Origin of the sequence: Dyadobacter sp. BE31 (assembly GCF_031457695.1) — a bacterium.
In the GTDB taxonomy this organism is placed as follows: domain Bacteria; phylum Bacteroidota; class Bacteroidia; order Cytophagales; family Spirosomataceae; genus Dyadobacter.
Window position 1 is genome coordinate 63,951 of the sequence record NZ_JAVDXA010000010.1, and the last position, 25,693, is coordinate 89,643.

Here is a 25,693-nt window from a genome sequence, read left to right on the forward strand (position 1 = left end):
AATTGTCAGAGAGGAATTGAAAAAAGTCGATAGAGTTGTTAAGACCTCATTTTCGAGACTAGCTCTAGTGGTCGAGCCTGGAAAAAGCTGGACGACCGATGCACCTTACCGGGAAATGGCGGCGACGGCCCTGTATGGATTTGTGACTACTGGGAATGCAAAAGTTGTCTGCTACGGGTCTAGCTCACTTCTTTTTGGAAATTAAAAGGTGTTTCAGCGCCGGGTCCTGCTTGATATTCGCAATTTCAGTTTCAGTGATCTCGCGCACATCATCCTTAATTTGCTCGAACACCTTTTTGATGATCTGCCCATTGATCTGCCTTACGACAGGGATTGGTTTAAAGCCCTCCGATTCTGCTGCCAATGCCTGATGATTGTTTAAAATCCGGTTGTGAAATGCTTTCAATTCGATGGGTTGATCCGGGTTGTCGGCAACCAGACCCACAAATTCCCCCGAGCTCATGGACGAGATCTTGGAGGCCGGAATCGCCAGATCCAACTGGATCGATTTGCTTATCGAGGTATCCGAACGGTTCAGGGAAAGTGCCGTTCGACCCTGCTGAATTTTACCGAAGCGTTCGGAAAGGTGCTTTGCAGTATCGCCAGAAACCTGGCCGCTGATGAGGTTGCCTGTGATGTTAACGATGACCTCAGCCAGCTCCTTGCCGTAGTCCTTCCGGAGCTGGGATGCGTCTTGGACGCCAAGGGTGGTAGCGACTTTATTGGACCGTGCTGTGGCGATCAACCCATCAATATTGTTAAGGAAAATGGTCGGAAACTCATCGAAAATCAAACTGCTTTTGAGCTTCCCTTTCATGTTGACCTGCTTGATGAGCCTTGTCGCGTAGAGTGAAATCACGGCACCGTACACCTGGATTTTCTGTGGGTTATTACCGATGCACAAAATCTTGGGCGCATCCGGATTATTGATATCCAGCGTCAAATCATTGCCGGAAAGCACAAAATAGAGTTGAGGCGATGAGAGTCTGGCCAATGCAATCTTGGCCGACGCTATCTGGCCTTCCAGCTGCTCCATGGCATTATTCAGGTATGCGCTGATAAAGGGGTTAACCAATACCTCGATTTCTTTTTCCATGCGCAGGATCGTGAAGAGCTCATCGTAGTTCGCCTGCATCAGCTCAATCACATGGGGTAAAGTACAGAACTCCCCATTCTGGTAACGACGCAAAAACCAAATGACTGCGGTAAGAAAGTTGATCGAAGATTCTACGAAAAAATCACCTTGCTTTTTGATCCACTCTCGGTTCAAACCGAGCAGGATCGTGCGTGCGGACTCGGCAGCGTCGGTGATATCAAGCATGGTCGAAGGCTCCAAGGGGTTGCACCGGGCGCTACGGTCCAGGTCATCAAAATTAATGGTATAGAACCGCGGCAAAACTTTGTAGGCATGCTGATTAGCCAGGAAACTGTTATAGGCTATCAGCGATAAGTCATCAAATTTGAAATCATAAATAAACATCGAAAACCCTTTCCGGATGTGCTGGGAAATGATGTGGCGGATCACGAAATAGCTCTTACCAGAACCAGGTGAGCCCAACACCAGGATCCCGCGAAATGGATTGATAAAGTTGATCCAGCTTTTTCGACGATTGCCTTTAAGGATGTATTCGGCAGGCAGATTGATCGAAAACTCGTTTTCCAAAAGGCGCTCCTCTTGGGGAAACGTCTCGTTTTCCCGGTTAAAGATGTCCCCGCCAAGTTTCACTTTAAGCACCCGTGAAAGTAGCGTCCCGCCGGAAAGCACGAGCGAAAAACCAATTAGCGTCAGGCCTATATAAAAACCGCCTAGAAGTTTCATCGGTCCAGGCAGCCCGAGAATAAACACTGGTAGCCAATACAAGGCAAGACCGACCAGGACCAAGTATATACCTGACTTGGATTTAAGTTTATCCTGCTTTCTGCCCTTCGTTCCGATGAGCGAAACTGCGAGCAAGCCCAAGGCAATCGCCTTGGATTTATACGGCGCAGTTAATAGACCCGTCCTTGAAATATTCTCCAGGATCCGGTCGGTGAACCCGTTAACAAGGCCTGCGATCTGAAATAAACCGTAGCAATAATAGTGAAAATGGATTAGCAAAATTGCCAATGATAGAAAGCGCGTCATATCCGATATACGCGCGAGTGCTTGCTGGTTTTCTGCTGTTTGGATGCTCATAAGCTTATGATTTTGATTGAAAGTATTACCGTCCCCTCCTGCGAGATGGCTTCCTAAGTTGCCACGGCACGCTCTGCTCACCGCTTTCAGGACGAAACAGTGAAGCCAAAAACTCGTCTGTCTCGTGCTTGGCCACCGGTGCGCCTCCGCCGAAAGTCGGGAGCTTGAATTGACCGTCTGATGTTGAATTATCGGCCGCTATGGACTGGTATTGTGCCTTCTGCTTTGTATCAACGTCCGGAGGTGCAAGCGCCTCTTGAATCGCCTTAGCGCTATAAGCCTTTCCAAGATCGCTTCCATTGAACACCGCTTTGGTCCTGTGGTCGACGTAGGTGAGCCCGTAGATCAAACCCGTCTTGCTGGCGCGCAAGACAAGCGCTACACCTTCTGATTTAAGCGTCCGCTGGAAGGCAGTCAGATCACCTAAGGTCGCCGAGGAAACAACCTTGTCGATCGTATTCTTCAAGCGTACTGCGTACTTTTCACGTGCGATTTTGCCTGCGAGAAAACGACCTTGCAATGATTTCAAAGTAGGTTTAAAATGGAAATCACTGGCTTTGATTGGCACACCAATACTGCTTCCTTGCTCATTCAACACGCGGAACAACAAACCTGAACCCCGTTTGACTCTGGACCCCTCGCCCCCCGGATCGGCATAAACATTATACTGCGCCAGGACTGCGTTTAGCTCGGCGAGCGAAGTATAATGGTAATCCCTGATGACTGATTGCAGCACGCTAGCGATGGCCTGTTTGGTCTCCGCCCGGCCATATTGCAAGGGCGAAAGGCCGACGGGTTTAAGCTCAAAAATCTTTCGTTTGAGGTCTTCGGCACGAACCAATGAAAACTCGCTTTCAATGTCTTTACGGGCATCCTCCGAGCGGGTTTTACCAATGTTGTGCAGATTGATAGCCGTTCCATCTGGCCGTATGTTCGTCGTCAGAATGTGCACGTGCTGGTGTCCTGCATCGTGATGCTCGTAGAGCAGATAGGGCTGCGATGCAAAGCCAATCTTATCCAGGTAGGTGCCGGCAATCTGGCGCAAGGATGCCTTGTCAAGCTTATCCTCTGCGGCAAAATTTAGTGAGATATGCAGCGTATTGACCTTGGTCCGGCTATTGAGGTCCATCAATTTTTGTAGCCTGGAGAACTTGTCGCGGTAGCTCAAATCTTCCACGTCCTTCACATAATAACCAGCATCGATACACGCAGCAACACCGCGTTTGACCTTATTTTCGTTGTAGTTGAGCGCCTCTCTGAGAGACGAACCACTGTGAATTACCGCGACCATTGTGCTGCCAATTCAGCGATCACAAGCCCGGCATGTTCCACCTGAGACAGCAATTTTCTGCGGTCCAATTCATAGGTAACCAGCCAGTGTTCGAAGTCCTTGATCCGCGAGACAGCGTGCAGTTTTTTAACGGCCTGATTGTAGTTAGCCCCCATGCGCGAGAGCTCGGTACGGAGTCCTGCGAGCTGCTCGATGAGCCCCTCATGCGAGGTGTTTCGGGTAGCGACCAAGACAGGTTTGCCGAGCAATTTCTTTCTTGCAAAATCACTCAGGTACCTTTCTGCACTTGCCTTGAAAAGCTTATTGACCTCAGCAGATTCTCGACTCGATAGCCTTACATGAAGCCATTTTTCTCGTATTTCTTTCCCCTCTTCCATATCCACGATTATTTATTTCAAAAATCTCACACTCCAAAAGACCACGAGTTCCGAGTGGGCCGCCCTACGCGGGCCGCCCTGCGCGGGTCGCCCTGCGCGAGCAGCCAGATCCAAATGAAGCACCGCGGCTGGCCGCGTGATACATTTGTACATCTGGCCAACCACGGAAAGACAGGTGGTTGAGCCGCCCCAAAGGGGGGGCGCCATAACCGATCATCTAAAACCGGTTGCTAAACTTTTCGACAAGGCGGCCAGCGGGACTAGCCGGGCTACAGCCCCGGACGTGATACGAAAATAGGACAAGCTGACTGGACAAAAATGACCCTTTCGATTTTCGAATGGGTGAAACTGGTTCAGACGCGGTTCATTTGCTCTCCATGTTCAACAAAAACCAATGATGTGATGGAAAACAAGGTTGAGGTTAATCTGCTATTTGAAACATTGCTTTCAAGCCCGGGAATGAATGAACCGGTTAAGCTTGACATAAAGCTTACACGAAAAGCTACGCTAGCGCTAGCCGCTGGGTTGCAGGCTGGACTAACAGGGGCGAAAGAAGGGCCTTCTTCACTCCTATTTTTTGCGGGTGAGGCCGTGGCAGCAGACCTAGGAGATTTTATCGAAAGACTCCTTTCGAAAGCTGGGCTTACCGAGGTGCATGAAAAGCTGCAACAGCTTTCAAAGGCCTGAAGACAGTCGGCTGAAAAGCTGCCCTAGGTGCAATAAAAGCTGCCGGAACGTTTGCGGCAGCTTTTATTTTTTCCGGGCGTCAAAGGTCTCCACCTTGCGCGAAGGAATAAAAAGATCTGCTGGTGATGATTAGATGGTCCAGCACATTAATTTGGAAAAGAGCTGCTGCCTCACATATCCGGCGGGTTACGCTGCGGTCTGCGTCGGACGGATAGAGCTGCCCCGAGGGGTGGTTATGAGCAAGGATTAGGCCTGATGCGTTTGCTTTCAAGGCGGCGGCAAAGATCAGGCGTATGTCTACTGCCGTGGCGCTTACGCCACCTTGCGAAACCTGGTATTCTCCCAAAACAAAATTGCCTTGGTTGAGCAGCAGGATTTTGAATTCTTCAACAAAACCTAGTCTTCCTTGATTCCAGTTCTTAAGTAGTAGCTCATAAGCGTCAGCAGCCTGCGTTATTTTCGGACGCTCGGTCACGTTGAAGCCTGTTTTGTAGATCAGGTCAATCTCTGCTACCTGAAAAGTCTCAGTAAATCTTGCTAGCGTTTCCATAATCATCTGGTTTAAGTGAATTATGGTGCAGCACCTGCCGAGCGGCGATAAGCGGCGTGAAGCAACGGAATAAATGCCGGCATGCAAGGCCGGTGTTTTATGCCGGAATTTCATGCCGCTTCCAGAGCCAGCCCGGCTAACTTGGCTCCTTAATGAGCGGCCACTTTAATCGCTGCCCTGTGAATTGCTGACTAAATAATCTCCAAATCGAAAATGCCCGTCGCGGCGGCTGCCTACCTTGAAAACACCATCCCATCCGCCGCGACACCGCTGACCGCCGCCCCGCAGGGCGGCCGCGATTTTACGGCAAATCGTTAGCCACCCGGAGGCAACAGGCCTCCGGGCGACCGCATTCTAATTAGCGCCAAATATTTCCGGGCCATGGGTGGCGAACCTGTCACAAAGCTCATAAGCCGCTTTGCCCCGCTGGCTAGCACTTCCTCCGAAAAGGATCGATTTGGCTTTGTGCTCGGCGGTGTTGTAATACCTGACGTTTTGAAAGTAGCCCGTTACCGCATTGTAAGCCCCGAAGACAGTTCCCGCTGTCGTTTCAAGGTTTTGCTCGGGGCTTGCCATCGCGTAGTTGTAAACCCGGTCCACCAGATTATTGAATTGTGTAGAGAGCAGGTCAAACCGGCTATCCTGAATTTTGCCCAGGGTTTCTTTTCCGGGTGCCATCGCCATTTGGATCAGGCGGCGCAGCTGCCCGTCTGTGATCCGGACTTTTGCCCACCTGTTAAAGACCGCTTCGGTCTGCATTGAAATCTTTGCGGCCATCCCCATCAGTTTATGGGCAGATGCGAGCCGCTCCTTGGCACTTGCCGTGTGGCGTATGCGTACAGAAGAGGACAAGTTTCCGACGGCTGCATTCAGTGTATTCTGGCATACTACCCGGACCGGGGTAAAGGCAACGGTAATACTTCCCGAACCATCGTGCGAATTGGTCAGAAAAAGGTACTGCTCGATTTCATCGTTTTTGCCGACAATGATTTTGTCGTCGATCTTGGCGGTGATGAATATACGCTGCCCACTTCCGAGGCCCCCGGCTGTTTCGTAGCGTATGCCTTTACCGTCTGCGATGCTGTCAAAAAATGTGAACGCGTCGCGGTTCTGCACTACCCGGTAATCCGAACCAACCACGCCGAGTACCTGACCTGTATCCGTGCGCTGAGTCGCATAGTAGCCTGGCACTGTGGCCTGCCCGGGCTGGTAGATCGTTACGCCGTCTCCTTTACCGGCCGTAATACCGGTAGTAAAAAGCGGGGATTTTATGACCTCGTAGTCCAGCCCTGCGTAAGCGATTGCCTCGCTGCTTAACCTGCAGTTGTCCACGATCAGGCCTAGTCCGTGCCAGGCTTTCTCTTTGACGGAAAAAAAGGAGTGTTTGCCTGTGTTTTCGTTGAAATGAATGTTGTGCGCCATGAGCTTAAACGGTTTAAATGATGAGATTGAACCCGCTTCTTTCGCCCCTGCTTTCCCCAGATCTGACTGCCGAAACCCAACAATGTTTTGAGCCAAAGAAAAAACAAGAAAAAAAGAAAGCTCTGCACAACCGGCGGCACTCCGGCCAAAAGGAAGCGGAATAAGGAAGTGCGCTAGCACGGTTATGCCGAACACTTTTGGCTCCTTAACATCAGCACCAGAAATAGCTGCCGGTAGCTTAGCTGCACTTTTGGGCTTGTTTCGGGTCAAAACATCTGAATCCTCCCCCAAACAAATCATTTCGTACCCTGTGCGCCATTATTCGTCCCACAAATTTCCGTTTAGGCTTCCCAACACTGATTTTACCTAAGTGTAACCAGTTAGAACCAGGCGCTATGAACAAACTCGAACCGCAGGACTTTGTCGTCTTCAGAAGGCCCCTACTGCCCTACTCGACGCTTAGGACGCTTAATAGCCGACTAAAAAAAAGGCCCGATTCACTAAAAGAGCTACTCTGCCAGGTATACAAGCGGCCCATCCTCAGAGAAGCGCTCTACCTGGCCTCGCCCAGCCTTTACGACTCCTTGGTGAAAATGGAGAACATGGGCGAGGCCTGGCCAGTTGATCAGAAAGTGATGCTAAGCCTGTACAAATACGTTGCCCGCGCAGCAAGCCGTTGTACTCCCTTTGGCCTTTTTGCAGGGTATTTCGTCGCAGAACTTTCAGACCACACCAAAATTGAGTTTAGCGGACGGATAAAAAAACACACGAGCCTTGATGCCCAGGTCTTGCACCAATTGGCCGGTCAGGTAGGCTCGAAACATACCGAAGGAATATGGCGAGTGAATAGCAGTCTATACCGAAACGGCGAATACCTGCGCTTCACAGAGCGAGGGCCCACAGGCCATGGCACCTTTGAATTTTCCTTAAAAGAGGCTCAAAACGATCAATACCTGGCCACTGCGCTGCAGGCAGCCCGGTCGGGCGCGAAAGTATCAACGATTATCCAAGCGCTGCGCCGGCAAGGTTTACCTGACGGGCATGCCTCCGAGTATGTAGCTCACTTGTGCGCCGAGCAGATTTTGACCGGCGTTACCGAACCATCGGTAAGCCTAAGTGCTTTTCAGAACGTGCTTAAAGAGGCTTCTCGGACCGAGCCGAAACTAGTCAAGGTATTTCGGGAGACTGCGGCTTTGGCCAGGGGAAAAAAGGATGACCCAGCGCGGTTTGCCTCGCTCGAAGCTAGTTTGACGGGCGCAGGGATCACCGGGCGAAATCCCGTGCAGATCGATATGGAGTTTGAAACAAACATGTCAACTGTGAGCCGGGAGACTGTGGCCGGGATCGTGACAGATCTTGGCAAGCTACTACGTACAACTCAAAATCGTAAACCAGACGCGCTCAAATCCTTTGCTGCCAGATTCTACCAGCGTTATGGGGACAAGCAAGTACCTTTATTGCAAGCACTCGACCCGGCGCTGGGTATCGGCTACGGCCAGATGGAATCATCATACTTTGGCCACGTTCCCATAGCCTCCCAAAGCAAACAATCCCGGACGACGGCTCCATCTGCGATTGAAAGGATCAAGCTGATCGACAGGGCTTACCATAATGCCCGGCATTTCAAAAGAAAATTTTACCTGTTAACCGACGAAGACCTCAAGCTTATACAGCCAGAAAATCCGCCCCGGATCGCAGAGGGCATTTCGGCGCTGGGTAACGTCTTCTGCTCCGGAGAGCGCGCTTTTGATTGGGGCGATTACTTTTTTGACCTTCACGGATTTTCTGGCCCCGGTTCAGTGGGTTTCTTATCACGTTTTGCGGACGCGGACACCTCACTGGCAGATCGACTCAAAGCGGTCAAGGCCAAAGAGGCCGCGCAATATCCAGGTGCAATCGTAGCTGAGGTCAATTTCGTGCCAGCCGGAAGGGACGCAAATGTAGCGCGTCGCCCGTCCCTGGGTGACTACAATATCAACCTGTTATGCGGGCCAGCCCAGTCTGGTACCGCTATTGCGGCCAGCGACTTAATGGTCGGCGTGCGAGCGGGACAGGTGATCGTTAGTTCTGCTACATTGCAAAAACGCATTATCCCCAGACTCTCGACAGCTTACAACCCAAGGCTTGGGCCAGCCGCATACCAATTTCTGGCGGATGTTGCTGCGAGTGAAAACGCGCTTACAGCGCCATGGGACTGGGGACACCTCAGTGACAGCCCTTTTCTTCCCCGTATCCAGTATCGCGGCATCGTTTTGCGCAAGGCATGCTGGAACCTTGGCCCTTCGTCAATGCCAGAAAAGACGCTCAGTGACCAGGAACTTGTAAGATGGTGGCAAGGGCTTGAAAAAGAGCTGGAGATACCTCGCTTTGTTCTGATCGGGACCGGCGACCAGCTCCTGTCAATCGATGGACACTCAGCCCCGGCAGTAAGGGTTTGTTTGAACAAACTGTGCAAGGACAAGCACCTGTGCATTCACGAACCTTTGCACTCAGTAAAATACGGGCTGCTTCATGCTGGCAGAAAGATGCATCTCAATGAGATGGTTATTCCGATCTTTAACCATGTTGAGCCAAAGCCCGTTGAGCCGCTAGTGACGACGCATGAACAGGCAAGCAAGAGATGGTTATCAGCTCAGGACGGCTGGACATATCTGAAAATATACGCCAGCGAAGAAACTTGTGAAAGGCTACTGGTCGGAAAACTATTTGATTTCTGTCTCACGCTGCAACAGACCAACCGCATCAAAGGCTGGTTTTTCCTCCGATTCAAGGATCCGGATCCCCATATACGGCTTAGGCTCTTTACCGGCCCTGGAAAACAGCAAGGCGAAAGATTTGCGATATCGCTGACAAAAAAACTGAAAGATGAAATTGAAAGCTGCCTGGTGTTCCGTCTACAATCGGAGCTCTATGAAAGGGAATTGGAAAGATACCTCAGCGTTCGATACGAGGATATTGAGTCTATCTTTTGCAGCGATAGCTCCGCGATCGCCAGCTCCCTCGCTCTGCTACAATTAAATGGCCAGCAAGCCGAGCGTTGGCTGGTCGCAATGATTGCCTGCGATGGCCTGCTTACAGCATTCGGCAAATATGGCCCGGCGATGAAGATCCAAACGCTTCAAGCAGCTGGTAATGTTCTTGAAAAAAAAGACCTGATAACCTTGGATCAGCAGTTCCGCCAACAGAGGGAGCACATCGCCGCCACCATGCGCATTGATAGTAACTTTCTAGCCGAAATTCGTCAGCAATTAAACGAACGGAATGCCAAGATTATGCATACCCTTGCGCGCAATCCGATCAGCGATCACCAAATACAGCAGAAACTGATATTCGATCTAATGCACCTATGCTGTAACAGGCTATTTATCAGCGATCAACGTCGGCAGGAACACGCAATCTATCATTTTCTGAAGAAGTTTTACGACTATCAATTGAAGAGTAAAAAATCATCAGCAAAAATTTGATAAGTAACCGTTTTAAACTTAAATTAACCTTATCTGACACCATCTGCCCGGTTAAGCGGGCAGGCCAATGAACTGTTATGAGTACACAACCGATCTCTCCGACCCGGTGCCTCATTATCGATGATGAGCCCTCGTCCCGCCGCATTCTGAAAACACATATTTCGGAAATGCCAAGGCTGACATTAATCAAAACCTGCGAGGATGCGTTGCAAGGATTGCAATGCATTAGCAAGCTCCGGCCGGACCTGGTTTTCCTTGACATCAACATGCCGGAACTGTCAGGACTGGAGCTTTTAGAGATGGTCCCGTGGCTAGGAAGTTCGGTGATCGTCACCAGCGCCCACCAGAAATACGCCATTGATGGATATGATTACGACGTGTTGGGATTTCTGTCAAAGCCTGTCAGCTACAAAAGTTTTGTAAAGGCAGTCACCAATGCCCTCGATAAGAAGCAGAAGAAATCCCCGGTGCAGCAATCACAACCCGAAATACTTTCAGAACAAAGCATTCCGGCAACGGATTATCCGCTACAAACACCTCATTTCGATGCCACCTCGCTCTGGGTCAAATTTGACCGCCGACTATTTGCAATACCCTATCAGAACATTTGCTTTATTGAAGGCCAGCACAACTATGTAGCCATTTTTTGCACAGGCGGCAATATCATAAGAACGCGGGCCAGTATCAGTGAAATTGGTCGAGGCTTGCCTGGACACTTCGTTAAAACGCACCGATCCTATATCGTTAACCGGTACCAGGTAAACAGCATCGAAGGCAGCACTATCAAGATGCTTAACAACTACAAAGTAAGCATTGCCAAAGATGAGCGAAACGAAATTATCCTCCGGCTCACGACCGGGTTTAAGCGGATGGGATGAGCCGACCAAAGAACCTTTCTGGGGTCTTTTTAACCTAAGCGGCAGATTGCGCCCGGGATACCATATTGGTTTCTGGGCCTTTTTTGTCGCCTATCACCTGATGTATTTCCTTCCCGCATTTTCGGGTCAGGCCCTTGACGGCAAACTCGGAATCTCCTACACCGTATACTACCTTCGGTTTATTCCTATCTTTTATCTGTCGGTACACCTTTTCTACTGGTTCGAGCGAAAGTTTTCAGGCCTATCGCTGCTGCTACTGATGCTTGTGGTTTTGTTTGGCAGTATGCACCTGGTAACATTAGCAATGTATTTCAGCCTTGACCGCCTCTACGGCCTTTCCCAGCTAAGCCCAGCCTTTCAGGCAATTGGCGGTCTGTATCTGAAACCACTGAGCCACCGTAACGGTTGGGAGCGGTTATTTTTCGTCTACGATTTTCAGGAACTACAGCTTTTGGTTCTTCCGGTTGGGATTAAAATGGTACAATTTGGTCTCAGACAACAAATGCAGCAGGCGCGACTTGAAAAGGAGGCTCTGCGAAGTGAGCTTAATATCCTGAAATCAGAGCTTGAACCTCATTTCGTTTACAACGTAATCAGTTCTGCCTATGCCAAGATTCTACCTATTTCCAGGGATGCAGCAGGCTACCTTGAAAGGTTATCTCAACTTCTCAAATATACACTCTACGAAACCAATGAGGATTGGGTGCCACTTTCGGCTGAGATCAGAGGCCTTAAACGTTACCTTCAACTCGAACGCCTCCGCCACGGACGTAGGCTCAGGATCATCTGGAACCACGAAGGAGGTAATAACGCGATGCATAAAATCCCCACCCTATTGATGGTCACACTTGGAGAAAACGCCATCAAGCATGGCGTCCGTTCGCACTCCGGGAAGTGCACCGTCAGGGTCAATATCCACGTAGAGCTAGACACGTTGCGCTTTACAATAGAAAATGACAAACCGGTGGCTCCCAGCAAACCACGCAAGAGCAGCGCGCATGGCCTCGGACTCAAGAATATCCAGCGGCGCCTTCACCTTTTATACCCAGGTAACCACCATGTAGCAATCAGTGAAACTGCAGATAGTTACGTCGTAACGCTTTGGATACCGCTTCAAGAAAAACCCTGAAACAGCACTTTTAGCCCCCGCCCACCCCGGTTTAGCCCCAAAGATTGCTCACCGCCCGCCCTAATCATTGCTTTGCTGGTGTTAGAACCAAACAGCAAACGCAATGAAAAGAACGCGAAAACCGAAATTAGTAGTCCATTCGCTACCCAAAGTGAAAACTATCCATCCGAGCCCTATGCCAGACGACGATGATCCTATTACGACGAGCGGCACAATATGTACGCTGGTCGCCCAGAACTAACTAGGCACCCATTCGGCCGGGGATTAAAATACCTCCGGCCAACTCAACGGAGATCGCTATGCTGGAAAAAAACTACACGCTCGAATGGCTTGATTTTATCATTAATGTGACCCTTAATGAGGGCAAAACCGATGTCAGCACCTTGTCGGCTAAGCAGCTGGAAACAATTGTCGCCAAAGCACAGGAGGAAAAAGACCGGCATATTTCATTTCTCAAACACCAGAGCTTTCATCTGGATTCCCGCCGTAAAATCCAGCTATTGATCAGGCAATACCATGCAAGCCTTGTTATGCTGCTTGACCAGGCTTATGAAAATACATCAAGGGCGGAAAGCGGCATGGAGATATTGCGGCAGGCTCTGGTCAGCATTTCAACCAGTCTGGACGAGTTATTGGGCTTTGTCGAGAACCGCTTTCACGAATATCTAAGCCTGGATGAACGTGTTCCGGCTGCATACCTCGCACAGGTCAAGCGGGAAATGCTCGACCGGCTTGAACTGCTTCGTCAGGAGTTTTTCGTCAGAGTCGACAACCGCGTATTGACCGATATGGTTTTACAGAGTCTGCACTATTTCATTTATGATTCTGAAAAAAGGCCGATCTCATTTCGCGAGGTATTTTACAAGAAAGACTTGCTGTCGGGACTAGAAAAAATCAGCCAGCAAGAGGATCAGCAGACGCTACACCAAGCTGTGGTCGAGTTGCTCGTATACCTGAACTTCAATACTCGCAGCTTTATGAACTATTACACACAAAAGCTTGCGCAAAAAATTAACGCATATGGGGCGGTTCACGAAAAAATGACCGAGTTGCTTTTGGCCTACAAGGAATTTAACCAGATGCACCGAAAGCCTGCCGTGAAGCTGAACCCGCACCATGCCGATCTGAAGAAAGTGCTGGGCAACTGGTTTGCTCAGGAAATCACTTACCTGGAAAAGAAGCACCAGTGGGATGTTTTGCCGCTTCAGAACCAGCAGCAGCAAGCTCCCAAGATCAAGACGGACCCTTTCAAGATCATGTGTTTCTTATCTGTTGATCAGATCGCCCTAGTGCTCCGCGCGATGGACGCTACACGGGTCGTGAAAGCCAAATCGCTGAATGCGGTTGTCCAGACGATTGCCCCGTACCTCTCCACACCACGCAAAGAGGACATTTCACAGGAAAGCATGCGCAACAAATCTTATGCCTTTGAAGAAGGTGACAAAGCCGTAGTCATCAGAATGCTGGAAGGGATGGTAAACTGGATCAAAGAGTATTGAATGAAAAATTTAGCTATCGGAAAACTGTTGGAATTCCTGGCCCATCTGTCGCCAATTTCAGAAGGGTTCATCGCGGAATTATCCGAAAAGGTTGTTGTTGAAACGTTTGTGAAAAACACGGAAATAGCTCCAAAAGTCATCAGCAAACGCTCCGTCTACTTTGTGGCTTCCGGTCTGATTAAGGGCAATTACTTCAATCAACAGGGCAGGGAGATAGTTACTGGCTTCTGGTGGGAAAAGATGTTCGTGATAGCAAAACAAAACAGCATTCATGAATCCGAACACCTGCTTTTTGTGGAGGATACCACACTGATTTCCATTTCCAGTTTTGACGTTGAAAGACTGGTGAAGCAGTTCTGTGAGGCCCGCCGCTTAGCCCAGTCCATTTATCTAATTGAAAGGCGCCGTTTGAGGGAACGAGGCGATATCCTCGTATTGCCAGCAAACGAAGCTTACTCCATTTTTAAGGAGCGATTTCCGGCCGCACGGATAAAGCTACGGGACATCGCTAATTTCTTGGGCATTATGCCCTATACGCTAAGCCGAATAAGAAATATGCGCGAGTGAGGAAATCCGTTTCTTTTCCATACTTTAGAAACTACTGCTTATCTCAAAATGTCTATTCGGTGATCGTAACAATTAATCTAGACGATACGTATAATGCTGAGGCAGCATCTCTAGACAGAAATGTTAGCGTTATGACATTTCTGTCTCCCCAGCGCAATGGGATACCGGTGATGATCCAGGTCCAGATACAGCCTCATCCGGATGAGCACCTACCATCAGTCTACAACCTGGCGATGGGGCCTCTGGACGAAGATGGTGAAATCGATGATCATGCCCGTTTGAAACATGCAAACAGTGATAAGTTCTTTTCGACGATCATTTTGTTTTGTGTCGCTTTTTTGGATGAATACCCTGACCTTATTATTGGCTTGGACGGTTCCGACGATTTGCGGGCCACGCTGTATCACAGCATGATTACTTCAAACCGGCAGCATCTAAGCGAATATTTTGTTTGTGTAGGCGTTGATTGGTATGTGAAGCTATTGAGAAACCGAGAGGAAATTGAGCGCAAGCCCAATGGTGACCCTTATTTCAAGCCCCGGCCCGAGCCCTTTGACTTCACAAGAACTAGAAGCGATTTGTACCGGTACTATTTACTACAGCCCGCACCCTAATTTGTATTCATGACAAATTTTGACTAAATTTAGGTATGAAACCGAGCATTCAGCGAAAAATTGGAGAGTTCAAGCGCCTGTCGGCGAATGGTAAAATCCATCCCGTTACTACTTCGAAGACCAAAACACGGGACTCTCTGTCAACAGCCATCCATTCCAAAAAGGATGCCGAAAACTTCATTGCAGAGGTGAAGTCTGCCCGTAGGGGCTAAATGTGGCGTAAGGAGCTCTCAAGCAAAATACCATAAATTAGACCCTCACTTAGTGGTAGGCCTCGAAAGAGTGATTGTCTATCTTTTCAGAAAATGCTCTTGATTTAAGCACAGAATATGGCGCCTTAAGCGACACTTAAGATTTATAGGCTTTGTTGAGTCTTGTTATATTTTACGAGCTGAGTACCTGATCTACTTTTAATCTCCAAAATAATTGTTCTACCATCCGGAGTTGCAATCGTTTCATCATTAGCAATGTACGGATCAACTATCCTAGCGCTAGCAAAACCAAGCGGGATGTCGAGGCCATGAATAGATATCTTATCCTGCAGTTTGGATTTCAGGGACAAGCCCTCCAAATTTGAACACACCATCGCGTACTCTTCTTCATCCGCCGAAGTTGTCAGCTCAAATGTTATTTTAACTCCTTTGTCAAGTTTGTATTCGTGCTCCGAACTACTAGCAGCAACAATTACCAAGTGAGCGTCTTGATGCATCTTCTCGTCAACTTCATCGAAGTGAAATCCCTGAAAGATAACCTTATGCAGTCTTTCAATCTGCTGCAGCTGTGAAAAGTAGCTTAGGTAAAACTCAAACAGTGGCAGTTGCGACCTGATAAACCCGAGATCGGTCGTATACACGTGCCTAGACTTATGAAAAATATGGAATTTCTTTCCTTCGCCGAGTGCACACAAAAAGGTAAAAAGCTCAACCTCTTCCCTAACCCTCTTCACAATTTGGTCATGCTTGTAGGAAAAAGTCAGCTGAATACTTCCTTGCTCACCTTTTCCACGTTGGTGCTCCAACAACACGAATGCCCCACGAAGACGAATTCTGACTTCTACCTTTTCAGCAAGCGGAAAAATCTGTAATCCAACATCATCATACTGTAGCCCTTCTTCAAAGCGAATATCAATTGTAGAGTCCAAAGTCGGAAGCGGGCTAAAAGTCATATCACCCATGGTTTTGCTTACTGTAATTCCGTCAAGGACATGTTTAGATGCCAATAGGATTTCTTTGGGAATCGTAACGGCGTCAGCGGTATTGCCACTAAGGAGATTCCTGAGCGCTTTATTTTCCTGTGCATCAAGTCTCATGGAAAATTCAACTCCCATGCTGTATTGCTCATTTTTGCTTGATACGCCTTGAAGCCTGTATTTGTTATCGGATGCAGCTAGCTGAGGAAGGTGTCCGGCTTTGTCGACGTATTTCCTTAATGTATTTACATCGACCAACCCTGCGTCTAAATCGAGATAAATATTATCGTCGATATTGCCGATCAGTTCATCAATAAATGCTTCACCGCTGGATTCAATAAAGTGAATTCCCCTTTTTTGCAACTCTACTACTTTATGCGGCGGCAAACTTGGAGAAACAAGAAAACACTCCTTCTTGTTTTCACCAAGAGCATCTGTTATTTTACTGAATATGACGTCGACGTTCGGATCAGCGAGATTATATCCAATAAACAATATGTTCTTGGTAGCAACACGTTCTTTCACAACTGTCCAAACCAAATTCTGTTCGGCACCGGATTTGAAGAAATTATTATAGTCTGAGGTGGTCAAAATAATACTGTCGGGCTTTGTCAAATCACCGTGAACTTTGAATACCTGGACCTTATCTTTGTCGATATACGGCACATGTTCGTTGGAGAAAATTAGCTGCGCATTTTCACCGTAGGCTGTTTCGAAGAGCCTGTCATAGTTGGTAGTAATGATCGTCTTAAAATGAGGGATTTGAGATACCTTTTGGTGATATTCGATTGACTTTGGGCTTGAATGAAAGCATCTCGTCAATAGCGCTATCAACCCGTTTCGTGTCCCTTTTATGGCACGATATTCTTCCGCGAGTGCTGCCAGGCCCATGTTCTCATTAACATATGTCCGTTGCGAATCCGGAAGATCAATATAAATTTGTTTAGCAAGCGCTACTCCGCTTGGATACCCCGCATACATCGACATTCCTGCCCCCGCCCAAAGTACAACCTCTTCGTTCCGTATCAATTGAAAAAGACTTTCCTTATACATAGATCCATGAGTAATTAGACATCACCTTAATGTAACACCTTGTCTGCATTCGAAACAAGATCCCTGGCTGCGCTATATTTTTTGAATTTAAGAAAGATTTCAAGTTAATTGTTTAGCAAATAAACCTAAACAAATCCTCTGTGCCACTCGATATTAATCACAATGAACATTTTTTTGCGCTGGACGTACAAGACAAACTCATCCATATATCTGAGGTGACGTCAGGACGAGGTGGATATTACTGCCAAGGGTGCCGCCGCGAGATGTTGGCAAAAAAAGGGAACATAAAAATCCATCATTTTGCCCACGATCCAAAGGAGACCGCAATCAAAGGGAAGTGCACCTATTCAGATGAAACCTTCAGGCATAAAGTCGCGAAAGAAATCCTTCAAATGCTTAAAAGCATCAAGGTTCCACCCCTGCGTAAGTTTCCTCCGTCCGGCGTGGACGGGCTTCCAAATCTAATAAGGGAATCGTGGGTGGTTGAAGCAGATACGGTAGCGATCGAGATGCCATTTTTTGAAAATGAAGCTGGCGAAATAAAATGGGGGAAAAATATAACTAGCGACCCTGACGGCGGCCGGCATCTGGTCATTCAACCAGACGTAACTTTTTTTGATAAGACTGGAAATCCAATATTGTTGATCGAGCTTGTGGCTACACACAAGGTTGACCACCCCAAATTTTACAAAGTCCGGAATCTAGGCCTAGATATGGTCGAGGTTAGCCTTCCCACAGGGCCAACCGTCGAAATTGAAGAAGCATTCAAGAAATCCTCCCGTACTAAATGGATATTTAATTATGAGCAAGCGAATACCGAATACCAATTCGTTCCCATTGGACCTGGCCAGAGCTTACCACCTGGCGATGAATTCGAAAGACAACTTGTCGGAGCTGGAAGGACTTACGGATGCAAAAAGTTCGAACTTAAGGAAGCTATTCGACGAATTAGAAAGTATCTGGAATCAGAACATTATCGAGAAGCAACAAGCACGCTTGCAAGCAAAATACGACGAGTTGAGAAAAATACAACGGCAGCTCGAAAACAATGGGCAGGAGTTCAAGAACGAATTGAGCGGGAAGTCGAAATCGAGTTTGTTGCTGAGAGAGAAAGACTTGATCAGCGAGAAGCAGCAAATATTGAGCTTTATACAGAATTTCGACGTGACCAAAGAGACGTGGAGAGGAAATATGAGGCAGAAAAGGCAAGAATTGAAAGAGATAAAGAAGAATATAGATCTCCAAGATTCACAGAGCTGCAAGCGCTTAGAGACAGATATTCAGAACTGGGCGGAAGAGGAGAAACTTTACAAGATCGAATCTCAGCTCTCGCAGATCAGGAACGGGAAGTTGAGATCGCAGTTGAGTCCGAAAAAGCAGCTCTTGATGAAGAAGAAAGACGAATTGACCAAGAAACAGCAGACGTTGTCGCAGAAATTGAGCGAGCTATATTCAGAGCAGAGGCGTTGCCAGGCGAACATCACGGGGATGAAATACGAATCAGAGCTGAAATTGAGGCAAATGAAATCCGAATCAGAGCTGAAATTGAAAAGCTTGAAATCGAGCTTAGAGCAGAATTTGAAAGACTTGGAGAGATTTCTGCTGACGCAATTAAAGCTAGAGATTTTGGCAGAACACCCCGAGTCAACTCCGCAATCAAGGGACTTATTGATGCAGGAGAACTTCTCGATGCTATCCCGGTTGCTTCAAGATACGAAAGGCAACTGCGAGAAGCGAAAGAGGCACTTGATACCGGTGCTTACAAGACTTGGCATTAGCCTCGATGATTTCCTGGCCAAAATGGAATCTAATGCAAAGAGCGATGCAGACGCAAAATGACTCACTGGTTGAGAAGGTGCACGCTTTGCTAATTAGATTCCGAGATCGGATCGGGGTGGATAATCTAGATATAAAGTTTAGCCACAAAAGTGCTTCATCCAATTGGATTCGGTAATCAGGATTTAACCGTCGATGTTTCTGGTAGCATCCCATAAGAAGGAAAACTAAGAGGCTATTCGAAAAGCAGTCCTTAAAAATACACAAGCAGGGGGGCGTGATCAATGATCATGCCCCTCTGCTTTTTAACAATCACCTCATTTCTTGCCATTTGTGCAGTAGTTAACAGGCAGTGACAGACTAATTTCAACTCATTGACCCACTGATAAGAAATTCTATTTGGCCAAATGAATCAGGAGAAAAGCCGAACCCTGCAAAAAGTAGGCACATCATTCAACATTTAATTCTTAGATCAATGAAAATGAAGCGCATTTTTTTGTCGATCGTGGCCGCTGTCGCGATTTTCGGAGCATCTTTTGCTATCAATTCACCGGCCCCCAAGCCGGTCCTGGCTGACTTCACGGTCACCGGTGAGGCAGGTGACGATAATGAGTACTGGGAAGTTTCCACAACACCGGATCCGGCCTGTACCAATTCGGGTGCTCAGGTATGTAAGATCAGCACCACGGCCACTCCCGTAGATGGCCGGATCTTGAAATCTCAGGCTAATGTGACCGGTCGCAAACCCTAGTGCATCGGCACCGAGAAAATCCTTGTCTTCCGTCCGCAAAGGAAAGAGGTAACGATTTTCGCTACGGTTGAAAAAGGAGGGGAATTCCTAACGGGATTCCCTTTTCTCCTAATTAGCGGGTGCTTATTGTTTTCAAAATAGCTGTAAGATTGTCGCTTTCCAAAACGTGCAGGTCTTTGGAATCGAAATCAGCAATTTTCCCTTCCTTGTCAACGACGATTAGTGTGGGAAATGAAGAAATCCCGTAACGAGTCGCGACTTCATGCCTAAAACCTACCCCGCCAGTGTACAGGTTCGTTGCATGTTCGGAGGTATATTGGTTGCTCTTGATACTCTTCATCCATCGCTCTTTTCCCCGATCCATCGATATGGAGATAAATTCGATGTCTTTTCCATGTAATTCCTTTTCAACATTGGAAAGTACTTTTCCATAATATTGCTCACAGCCTCCGCATCCGGTATACCAGAAATCGATTAAGACAGTTTTCCCCTTAAAGTCGGAAAGTTTTACGAGTTTCCCGCTTGTGTTCTGCAATTCAAAATCAAACATCTCCTTACCCTCCGCCCTGACGTCCATGGAGGTCAAAACATTGATGCAGTCCAGGTCCTGAATTTTGCCCCGCGCTTGTGCCAGATAGTAAGCGTTACTCTTGACCTGTCCCAACGCAATGACGTAAGTAATCTTCCTGTCTGCCAGAAGGCTTTGCTGTCCTACAAGCAATGAATCCAGCAAAGCATCGGCGTCAAATTTGTTCCCAGATGAAGACTGCCCCAACTTCCACCGCTCAAACCAGTAATAAAGATATGACCTGCTTTTAGCAAGGATTTGCGGATCAATTCCCCAATCAAAATATTTATCTATTTGGGCAAGGGCATCAGCCTTTTGCTCGGGCGACATAGCGACCAACTTTACCCTGAGGTCACGGAGCTTGTATAGAGGATTTTTATAAATAATATCTGCTTTCAAAAGTTGATATTCCCCATCAGTCAGTACCGGTTTAAACGAATCCAGCACCGCGATCCCAGCGCGTATCTTTTTGGCTTGTGGTGCGAGATAGTTCGCCTGTTCCTTCCGCGTTGACCCTGTCCTGTGAAATGCCGAATCTGACAATGCCTTTGCACGATGTTGTTGTGCCCTATATCCCTGAAAGGTGTATGCAAAATCATAATCCGGTTGATTATTTTGCGGGGCACTTCCCGGCCTTTTCTTGATATCTATCGTTAAGTCGCCTTCACCCTGCCAGTAATACTCATAAAGGATGATGTCATGGCTAAATGTAATCCCAGAAACGGATGGACTTAGGCTTTCATCTATTCGCTTGAGAATAGAGAATCGCACCGGGCCTTCTATATCCACACTGAATCGATAGGTGCCGTCATCTCTCCTCACTGCGGTCAGCAGGTGCGGTTTCAGAACCTGCGGAAAGAAGGTGCCATGGTACTCCAGGAACAGCGAATCACTGGCCTTCGCTTGGTCGTAAGTGACCGTCAGGTTCATTTTTGATGCAAAAACAATCCCGTTCAACCCTATCAGCAGGGTTGCTAAAAAGAGATTTCTCATTTTTTATGATGATTTAGTTAGCGTATATTTTGCTCAATGGAGCTAAGGTTCACTTCTTGATCGGGGAAGGGAAACACCCATCTTGGATCACCCGCGCCCAATTCATATCGAACTCCCTGATAGAGGCGAGTCAACGGCTTTTGAGGTGGAAGCCGACGGAGATCTTCCCAACGAAGCTGCGCGGTAAAAGCCAATTCCTTGCGGCGTTCGTCGACAATGATCCTGAGGGAAGATTGTTCCCCATGATGTATATACGGCTTAAAGGCCCCAGTTTTAAACCTGGAAAAAAGCAATTTATTTACGAGAGCTAATCCGCCATCTGCATCTCCGGTCCTGGCTAATGATTCTGCCAGGATCAACAGTATCTCGTTTATGGCGATGCCGCCAAAATTGTAATAAGTACCAGTGTATGAACCTGTGAAGATTGGCCTGCCTTCCGAATCTTGCCGAAAGAACATTGTCTTTCTCAGATCGCCGGCGGAATAAGAATCGTAGAGCGTACTGTCTACATTAGCTACCCCATAAACTGGCCACATGGACGCCCAAGATTGAGAAGCCGCATAAAAAACAAGTTCCGGGTTCTGGTGCGGGTTTGAATATGCAGGGAAGAGAAAAGGATCATCTTTTTTAATAATCTCACTATTAAAATCCAGCAAATCGAATTTGCTACCCAGGGCCTGATCGGCGAATCTTTTTGCATTTTCATAGTCCCCCATCGCCAAATATACCTTGGCCATTAACCCGCGACACGCCCGCTTTCCAGGCCTGGTCAAATGTGTAGGGCTTTCCGGCAGAATTTCGAGTGCCCTGTTTAGATCTGATAAGATAAAATCATAGGTCTGGGCAACAGTAGATCGCTTAACGACGATATTAGGGTCAGAAGAGGTTCGTAACTGCAGCCCTAGATCAGTCGATGCAGTTTGGGCGTGAAAGGGCTTACAGAACAGTTGGGCAAGAGAGTAATAGGCAAATGCCCTTTGAAATCGAGCCTGTCCTTCGATCTGGCTTGCCATCGATTGCTCTGCGCCAGATAACTTCATTTTGTCCAGCCCCTCGAGTACAATGTTGATTGCGGAAATTTTAACGTAGCCAGAGGAAAAATCAGTGGAGGGCGCTGTCTGAAACAGATCTTTCGCCCATAGGTATACGTTTCGTTCAATCTGACTGATCGCTGACAAATTTTTATCAGAAAGATATAAATTGTCCGTACCCAAAAGTGCCAGCATGGAATAACTGGCATTAAAAAAATTGGAATTGTCCAATATGGCTTGCATATCGGCGAGGGTGCTGGGAGCAACATCCGAAAGACTCCTTTTTACATCAAGCCATTCATTTTGCTTCTGGCAGCAAGTCGAAAAAATGGCTAATGTTGTTGCCAGAAATAGGCTTTTTAGATTTTTCATTTTAGAAAATTTAAAAACTTGTTCTAAAACCAAATGATATCGAAACGGGCGTAATCAATCTGTGCCGGGAGCTGACGCTGACATAATCTGGGTCTAGACCGAGTTTGTTTGCCCGCCATAGGATACCGAGGTTACTCGCGTACGTATAAATTTGGGCGCTCTGTAACCGCTTAACAACCGATCCCAGATCGAAAGCCAGCCTTATATCTTGAAGGCGGATATGGTCACCTCTTTCGATCAAAGCGGATGAATATTGGTAGAACGTGTTGCGGGGTGTATTAGAAGGATAAGCGAGTGCGGGCACGCTTGTCTGCATCTGATCACCAGGGGCCTTCCACCGGTCAAGATAATCCTTGTGCGCCCGTCCTGCCAAAACTTCGGTGTAGTTGATGCTGGTCGAGGTACGCCTGAAAACGTAACCCAATTTGTAGGTAATATTAAAGGACAGCGACCATGGGCCAAGGCTCAAATCATTGCGTACCGACCCAAACCATGTGGGAACGCCGGACCCATTGAACACGAGGCTATCTGGTTGGAAATTCGATATGATTTTAGCGTACTCTTTGCTGTTTTCACCACCGAACGTTCCCAACGGATCTCCATTATTATCGATTCCGTTCCATGCATAACTGTAGACAGAGTAGAGAGGCTTACCCTTAACGGCAATTCGGGTCTCGCCTTGCGATTGAATGCTGTTCGCAGTCGGTACCGCGTCATAACGGTCAACCCGGTCTTTGAGATGACTCACCAGCCAAACGGTTTGCCATCCCAGTTTTCCTTTGATGTTTTCGGTATGAAGCGTCAAATCAAATCCTTTCGTGGTGGTACCCGCAGCATTGCCGTAAACCGAGCTGAAACCCGCTGATGGCGCGAGTGTCAACCGCTGGATTAAATCGGTCCCTTTTTTGACATAGAACTCCAGGCTGCCGGAAATCCTTTCCGAACGAGTTGCGAATTCAACTGCCAGATTCAATGTCTTGACAGTTTCCCAGCGAAGATTTGGATTGGGTGCTAATAACTCGGTGATGGCAGGTAAACCTGTCAGGCTGTTGGTGAAATAGGTTCCCGTGGCGTAGACTGAGCCTTGATAGACATTTCCCGCAGATCCGTAGGAACCCCTTAATTTCAGCAACGGCATCCAGGCCGCGCTGTAAAACTGTTCATTGGACACTGTCCAGGCCCCTCCTACCGACCATAGCGGCGTCACTTTATCGTTTGTCCTGGCCCCGAAAATGTTAGCGCCGTCCCTGCGGGCACTTGCTGAAATCACGTATCGCCTTTTGTAAGAGTAAGACCCGTTTACGTAATATGAGATAAACCGATTCACAAATCCCTGCATGCTCCCTTCTGGCCCAGGTATCATCGCCAACCCCGAAGGCTGCGTAGACAATGCTTTGGAAAAATCCAGGTTATTTGCACTCACTCCGGTTCTGGGATCGTAGCCGTAGGAAACCCTGTCAAATCCCGATGTCCTCAGTTCACGAATCTCTGCCCCAGCGAGTAGATTAATGCTACTGGATCCGAAAGTCTTGTCCGCATTGAGTTGCAGCCGTCCATTATGGGAAAAGTATTCCGCCTGATTCAATCGAAGCACTCCCCCATCAGGCACTTGTTTAGTGAGCGTGCTATCAGCATTAATCAGGGTGAACCGGTTGATCAGGTCGCGACTGTAATAACTGTCGGCCGTATTGAGCAACTGGGCTGTGATTGATTGCCTTTCAAAAGAGTATTGGGCCTGGGCACGCAGCCAGCTTTTAAATGCGTACGAGATCGAAGACTTCAGCAGCAAATCTGTCGTTTTGCTCTTCTTGCTCCCGATTGCAGCCTCTTGAAGAGGGCGGTATTCCCAGTCCAGTAATCCGGCGCTTACTGTTGATGCCTTGTATACCTGACCAAAGTCTTTCGGTACGGAAAGCGGATTGCCTTGCTGGTCGGCCAATTGAGCATATGGATAAAGGTCACCATACTTGCCGCCAGGAACAATTGAGCCCCATTGATTCTGGTGGTTGTGTTCATCTGTCGTATTGGAGCTGTAATGTAATCCGAGACTAACGTCCAGTCCGCGAACAGGCATAAGGGTATTTTCGGATGTCAGGGTGAAGCGGTTGTCCGTATTGCCTACCACTGTTTGCTTGTTGTAGTCGTAGCCACCAGAAATTCGATAGGTTGATTTGGCAGAGCCGCCGCTAAGGGACAAGGCATACTGTTGACGCGCTGCGGTTTGATAAATGTACCTCTCAAAATCCCGCCTTACATCTAATGATGCAAACCTTTCAAGTTGATTTTGGGCTGCCTCAGAAGACAACTGCCCATCGCGTTCTGCTGCAAGAATCGAGACAACAGGAGATATAATGGGCTTATTTCCGCCACCTCTGATATCGGAATTGAAAAATCCGCGGTTAAAAAGCTCTCGTTCCGCACCGATGTAGTCTGCCGCAGCCAGGTAATTGGGATCTTTAAATACGTACGGTTTAAAGACAAAACCCAGGTTGGCTGTCAATTCGGTTTTTAGCGCCTGATTTTTGCTACCCTTTTTGGTCACAATAACGATCACGCCATTTCCGGCGCGCGCTCCCCAGATCGATGCTGCTGCCGCATCCCGTAGAATTGTCATGGATTCTACGTCATTGGGATTGATGTTTGCAAGACTTCCTTCAAAAGGAAAATTATCTACAACGATCAAGGGGTCGCGGCTCACAAATGTTGAGCCCGCCAAAGTGCTTTCTCCGCGGATGCGGATTCCCAAACTCCTTGAAAGCGGGTTTGCCCCCGTAGGGTTAACGCCCTGCCCTTGCACTGCCAGGCCAGACACATTCCCCACAAGCCTTTCAAGTAGATTTGTAGAAACCGACCGGTTAATTAAGGCGTTGTCGACATGCACGAAAGACCCCGTTGAACGCTCCTTAGGAATTATCTGATACCCAGTAACGGCTACCTCGTTGAGCACGGCAACGTCTGCAATCAAGGTAATGATCAGCTGTGATCGCTGAGGTAAAAAGACCAAGGTATCTACCGAACTATATCCTATATACGAAAAGATAATTCTCGCAGTGTCGGCCGGAACCTGCAATTTGAACCTACCCTGCCCATCGGTAGTGGCTCCGATGCCTGCGCCTTTAATTTGGACATTCGCCCCTGGAAGGGGATCCCCAGCGGCGTTAAGCTGTCCAGAAACGGTAAACGACTGTTGTGCAAGCGAATTGGTTAAAAACAAAATGATACAAATAGGTGTCAGAAGCAGGACGTAGCCAAAGCATAGCCCTCCCCTTCGGCAATAAAGCTGTTTCATTGCTTGGTCAGTAAGGA

The 25,693-nt window shown here is 47.9% G+C and carries 22 protein-coding genes; 13 read left to right on the forward strand and 9 right to left on the reverse strand.

Annotation, left to right across the window (positions count from 1 at the left end; all coding sequences use genetic code 11):
- Nucleotides 1–184: 184 nt before the first annotated feature.
- From mobC to J2Y43_RS32690, 3 genes are read right to left on the reverse strand one after another with little or no spacing between them, the layout of a single operon-like run.
- Nucleotides 185–2,176: a conjugal transfer protein MobC gene (mobC, locus tag J2Y43_RS32680; protein ID WP_309993386.1), complete on the reverse strand. Its 1,992-nt coding sequence runs from the start codon at nt 2,174–2,176 to the stop codon at nt 185–187.
- Between the two features lie 25 nt (nt 2,177–2,201).
- Nucleotides 2,202–3,467, reverse strand: a complete 1,266-nt coding sequence (locus J2Y43_RS32685) for a relaxase/mobilization nuclease domain-containing protein (RefSeq protein WP_309993390.1) — start codon at nt 3,465–3,467, stop codon at nt 2,202–2,204.
- Nucleotides 3,455–3,844 carry a hypothetical protein gene (locus tag J2Y43_RS32690; RefSeq protein WP_309993393.1) on the reverse strand — a complete coding sequence of 130 codons (390 nt, stop codon included), beginning with the start codon at nt 3,842–3,844 and terminating at the stop codon, nt 3,455–3,457. Before J2Y43_RS32690 ends, J2Y43_RS32685 begins: the two co-directional genes overlap by 13 nt.
- On the opposite strand from J2Y43_RS32690, the gene J2Y43_RS32695 reads away from it, so the two are divergent.
- Both J2Y43_RS32695 and J2Y43_RS32700 read left to right on the forward strand, forming a co-directional pair.
- The gene (locus J2Y43_RS32695) at nt 3,806–4,027 is read left to right on the forward strand and encodes a hypothetical protein (RefSeq protein WP_309993491.1); all 222 of its coding nucleotides are present in this window, start codon (nt 3,806–3,808) and stop codon (nt 4,025–4,027) included. The two genes, J2Y43_RS32690 and J2Y43_RS32695, sit on opposite strands and share 39 nt — an antisense overlap.
- Nucleotides 4,028–4,246: 219 nt before the next feature.
- Nucleotides 4,247–4,531, forward strand: coding sequence for a hypothetical protein (locus tag J2Y43_RS32700; RefSeq protein WP_309993396.1), 285 nt, complete (start codon nt 4,247–4,249; stop codon nt 4,529–4,531).
- 79 nt (nt 4,532–4,610) lie between these two features.
- Here the strand turns inward: J2Y43_RS32700 and J2Y43_RS32705 are convergent, their stop codons facing one another.
- Nucleotides 4,611–5,081 (reverse strand): JAB domain-containing protein, encoded by a 471-nt coding sequence (locus J2Y43_RS32705; RefSeq protein ID WP_309993398.1) that lies wholly within the window; start codon nt 5,079–5,081, stop codon nt 4,611–4,613.
- A gap of 354 nt (nt 5,082–5,435) precedes the next feature.
- Nucleotides 5,436–6,503, reverse strand: a complete 1,068-nt coding sequence (locus J2Y43_RS32710; RefSeq protein WP_309993400.1) for a DUF932 domain-containing protein — start codon at nt 6,501–6,503, stop codon at nt 5,436–5,438.
- Nucleotides 6,504–6,520: 17 nt separating this feature from the next.
- On the opposite strand from J2Y43_RS32710, the gene J2Y43_RS32715 reads away from it, so the two are divergent.
- The 9 genes from J2Y43_RS32715 (at nt 6,521) to J2Y43_RS32755 (ending at nt 14,866) form a co-directional block, all read left to right on the forward strand.
- Nucleotides 6,521–6,667 (forward strand): hypothetical protein, encoded by a 147-nt coding sequence (locus J2Y43_RS32715; protein ID WP_309993404.1) that lies wholly within the window; start codon nt 6,521–6,523, stop codon nt 6,665–6,667.
- Nucleotides 6,668–6,898: 231 nt separating this feature from the next.
- Nucleotides 6,899–9,967: a lantibiotic dehydratase gene (locus J2Y43_RS32720; protein ID WP_309993406.1), complete on the forward strand. Its 3,069-nt coding sequence runs from the start codon at nt 6,899–6,901 to the stop codon at nt 9,965–9,967.
- A 77-nt stretch (nt 9,968–10,044) separates the two neighbouring features.
- Nucleotides 10,045–10,845 (forward strand): LytTR family DNA-binding domain-containing protein, encoded by an 801-nt coding sequence (locus J2Y43_RS32725; RefSeq protein ID WP_309993408.1) that lies wholly within the window; start codon nt 10,045–10,047, stop codon nt 10,843–10,845.
- Nucleotides 10,790–11,974, forward strand: coding sequence for a histidine kinase (locus J2Y43_RS32730; protein ID WP_309993411.1), 1,185 nt, complete (start codon nt 10,790–10,792; stop codon nt 11,972–11,974). Before J2Y43_RS32725 ends, J2Y43_RS32730 begins: the two co-directional genes overlap by 56 nt.
- A gap of 103 nt (nt 11,975–12,077) precedes the next feature.
- The gene (locus J2Y43_RS32735; protein WP_309993413.1) at nt 12,078–12,215 is read left to right on the forward strand and encodes a hypothetical protein; all 138 of its coding nucleotides are present in this window, start codon (nt 12,078–12,080) and stop codon (nt 12,213–12,215) included.
- A 58-nt stretch (nt 12,216–12,273) separates the two neighbouring features.
- The gene (locus tag J2Y43_RS32740) at nt 12,274–13,473 is read left to right on the forward strand and encodes a hypothetical protein (protein WP_309993415.1); all 1,200 of its coding nucleotides are present in this window, start codon (nt 12,274–12,276) and stop codon (nt 13,471–13,473) included.
- Complete coding sequence (locus J2Y43_RS32745; RefSeq protein ID WP_309993418.1) at nt 13,474–14,040, forward strand: hypothetical protein; 567 nt, start codon at nt 13,474–13,476, stop codon at nt 14,038–14,040. It begins immediately after the preceding gene.
- Nucleotides 14,041–14,099: 59 nt separating this feature from the next.
- Nucleotides 14,100–14,654: a DUF6934 family protein gene (locus J2Y43_RS32750; RefSeq protein WP_409014530.1), complete on the forward strand. Its 555-nt coding sequence runs from the start codon at nt 14,100–14,102 to the stop codon at nt 14,652–14,654.
- 35 nt (nt 14,655–14,689) lie between these two features.
- Entirely contained in the window at nt 14,690–14,866 is a 177-nt protein-coding gene (locus J2Y43_RS32755) for a hypothetical protein (RefSeq protein WP_309993424.1), read from the forward strand.
- Between the two features lie 143 nt (nt 14,867–15,009).
- On the opposite strand, the gene J2Y43_RS32760 is transcribed toward J2Y43_RS32755, so the two are convergent.
- Entirely contained in the window at nt 15,010–16,896 is a 1,887-nt protein-coding gene (locus J2Y43_RS32760) for an SIR2 family protein (RefSeq protein ID WP_309993425.1), read from the reverse strand.
- A 140-nt stretch (nt 16,897–17,036) separates the two neighbouring features.
- Here J2Y43_RS32760 and J2Y43_RS32765 point away from each other — a divergent pair, with 140 nt between their 5' ends.
- Nucleotides 17,037–18,674: a competence protein CoiA family protein gene (locus tag J2Y43_RS32765; protein WP_310226761.1), complete on the forward strand. Its 1,638-nt coding sequence runs from the start codon at nt 17,037–17,039 to the stop codon at nt 18,672–18,674.
- Between the two features lie 479 nt (nt 18,675–19,153).
- A complete protein-coding gene (locus J2Y43_RS32770) occupies nt 19,154–19,423 on the forward strand; it encodes a hypothetical protein (RefSeq protein WP_309993427.1) in 270 nt (89 codons plus the stop codon).
- A 112-nt stretch (nt 19,424–19,535) separates the two neighbouring features.
- Here the strand turns inward: J2Y43_RS32770 and J2Y43_RS32775 are convergent, their stop codons facing one another.
- The 3 genes from J2Y43_RS32775 to J2Y43_RS32785 are packed head-to-tail and all read right to left on the reverse strand — an operon-like array spanning nt 19,536 to nt 25,676.
- Nucleotides 19,536–20,984, reverse strand: coding sequence for a TlpA disulfide reductase family protein (locus tag J2Y43_RS32775; RefSeq protein ID WP_309993430.1), 1,449 nt, complete (start codon nt 20,982–20,984; stop codon nt 19,536–19,538).
- 17 nt (nt 20,985–21,001) lie between these two features.
- Nucleotides 21,002–22,387, reverse strand: a complete 1,386-nt coding sequence (locus tag J2Y43_RS32780) for a RagB/SusD family nutrient uptake outer membrane protein (RefSeq protein ID WP_309993433.1) — start codon at nt 22,385–22,387, stop codon at nt 21,002–21,004.
- Nucleotides 22,388–22,397: 10 nt separating this feature from the next.
- Nucleotides 22,398–25,676, reverse strand: coding sequence for a SusC/RagA family TonB-linked outer membrane protein (locus J2Y43_RS32785; protein ID WP_309993438.1), 3,279 nt, complete (start codon nt 25,674–25,676; stop codon nt 22,398–22,400).
- Nucleotides 25,677–25,693: the final 17 nt, after the last annotated feature.

Bases quoted from the DNA above. Each gene is read 5' to 3' on its own strand.
- mobC (WP_309993386.1), bottom strand. From the start codon at position 2,176: ATGAGCATCCAAACAGCAGAAAACCAGCAAGCACTCGCGCGTATATCG.
- J2Y43_RS32685 (WP_309993390.1), bottom strand. From the start codon at position 3,467: ATGGTCGCGGTAATTCACAGTGGTTCGTCTCTCAGAGAGGCGCTCAAC.
- J2Y43_RS32695 (WP_309993491.1), top strand. From the start codon at position 3,806: ATGAAGCCATTTTTCTCGTATTTCTTTCCCCTCTTCCATATCCACGAT.
- J2Y43_RS32690 (WP_309993393.1), bottom strand. From the start codon at position 3,844: ATGGAAGAGGGGAAAGAAATACGAGAAAAATGGCTTCATGTAAGGCTA.
- J2Y43_RS32700 (WP_309993396.1), top strand. From the start codon at position 4,247: ATGGAAAACAAGGTTGAGGTTAATCTGCTATTTGAAACATTGCTTTCA.
- J2Y43_RS32705 (WP_309993398.1), bottom strand. From the start codon at position 5,081: ATGGAAACGCTAGCAAGATTTACTGAGACTTTTCAGGTAGCAGAGATT.
- J2Y43_RS32710 (WP_309993400.1), bottom strand. From the start codon at position 6,503: ATGGCGCACAACATTCATTTCAACGAAAACACAGGCAAACACTCCTTT.
- J2Y43_RS32715 (WP_309993404.1), top strand. From the start codon at position 6,521: ATGATGAGATTGAACCCGCTTCTTTCGCCCCTGCTTTCCCCAGATCTG.
- J2Y43_RS32720 (WP_309993406.1), top strand. From the start codon at position 6,899: ATGAACAAACTCGAACCGCAGGACTTTGTCGTCTTCAGAAGGCCCCTA.
- J2Y43_RS32725 (WP_309993408.1), top strand. From the start codon at position 10,045: ATGAGTACACAACCGATCTCTCCGACCCGGTGCCTCATTATCGATGAT.
- J2Y43_RS32730 (WP_309993411.1), top strand. From the start codon at position 10,790: ATGAGCGAAACGAAATTATCCTCCGGCTCACGACCGGGTTTAAGCGGA.
- J2Y43_RS32735 (WP_309993413.1), top strand. From the start codon at position 12,078: ATGAAAAGAACGCGAAAACCGAAATTAGTAGTCCATTCGCTACCCAAA.
- J2Y43_RS32740 (WP_309993415.1), top strand. From the start codon at position 12,274: ATGCTGGAAAAAAACTACACGCTCGAATGGCTTGATTTTATCATTAAT.
- J2Y43_RS32745 (WP_309993418.1), top strand. From the start codon at position 13,474: ATGAAAAATTTAGCTATCGGAAAACTGTTGGAATTCCTGGCCCATCTG.
- J2Y43_RS32755 (WP_309993424.1), top strand. From the start codon at position 14,690: ATGAAACCGAGCATTCAGCGAAAAATTGGAGAGTTCAAGCGCCTGTCG.
- J2Y43_RS32760 (WP_309993425.1), bottom strand. From the start codon at position 16,896: ATGTATAAGGAAAGTCTTTTTCAATTGATACGGAACGAAGAGGTTGTA.
- J2Y43_RS32770 (WP_309993427.1), top strand. From the start codon at position 19,154: ATGAAGCGCATTTTTTTGTCGATCGTGGCCGCTGTCGCGATTTTCGGA.
- J2Y43_RS32775 (WP_309993430.1), bottom strand. From the start codon at position 20,984: ATGAGAAATCTCTTTTTAGCAACCCTGCTGATAGGGTTGAACGGGATT.
- J2Y43_RS32780 (WP_309993433.1), bottom strand. From the start codon at position 22,387: ATGAAAAATCTAAAAAGCCTATTTCTGGCAACAACATTAGCCATTTTT.
- J2Y43_RS32785 (WP_309993438.1), bottom strand. From the start codon at position 25,676: ATGAAACAGCTTTATTGCCGAAGGGGAGGGCTATGCTTTGGCTACGTC.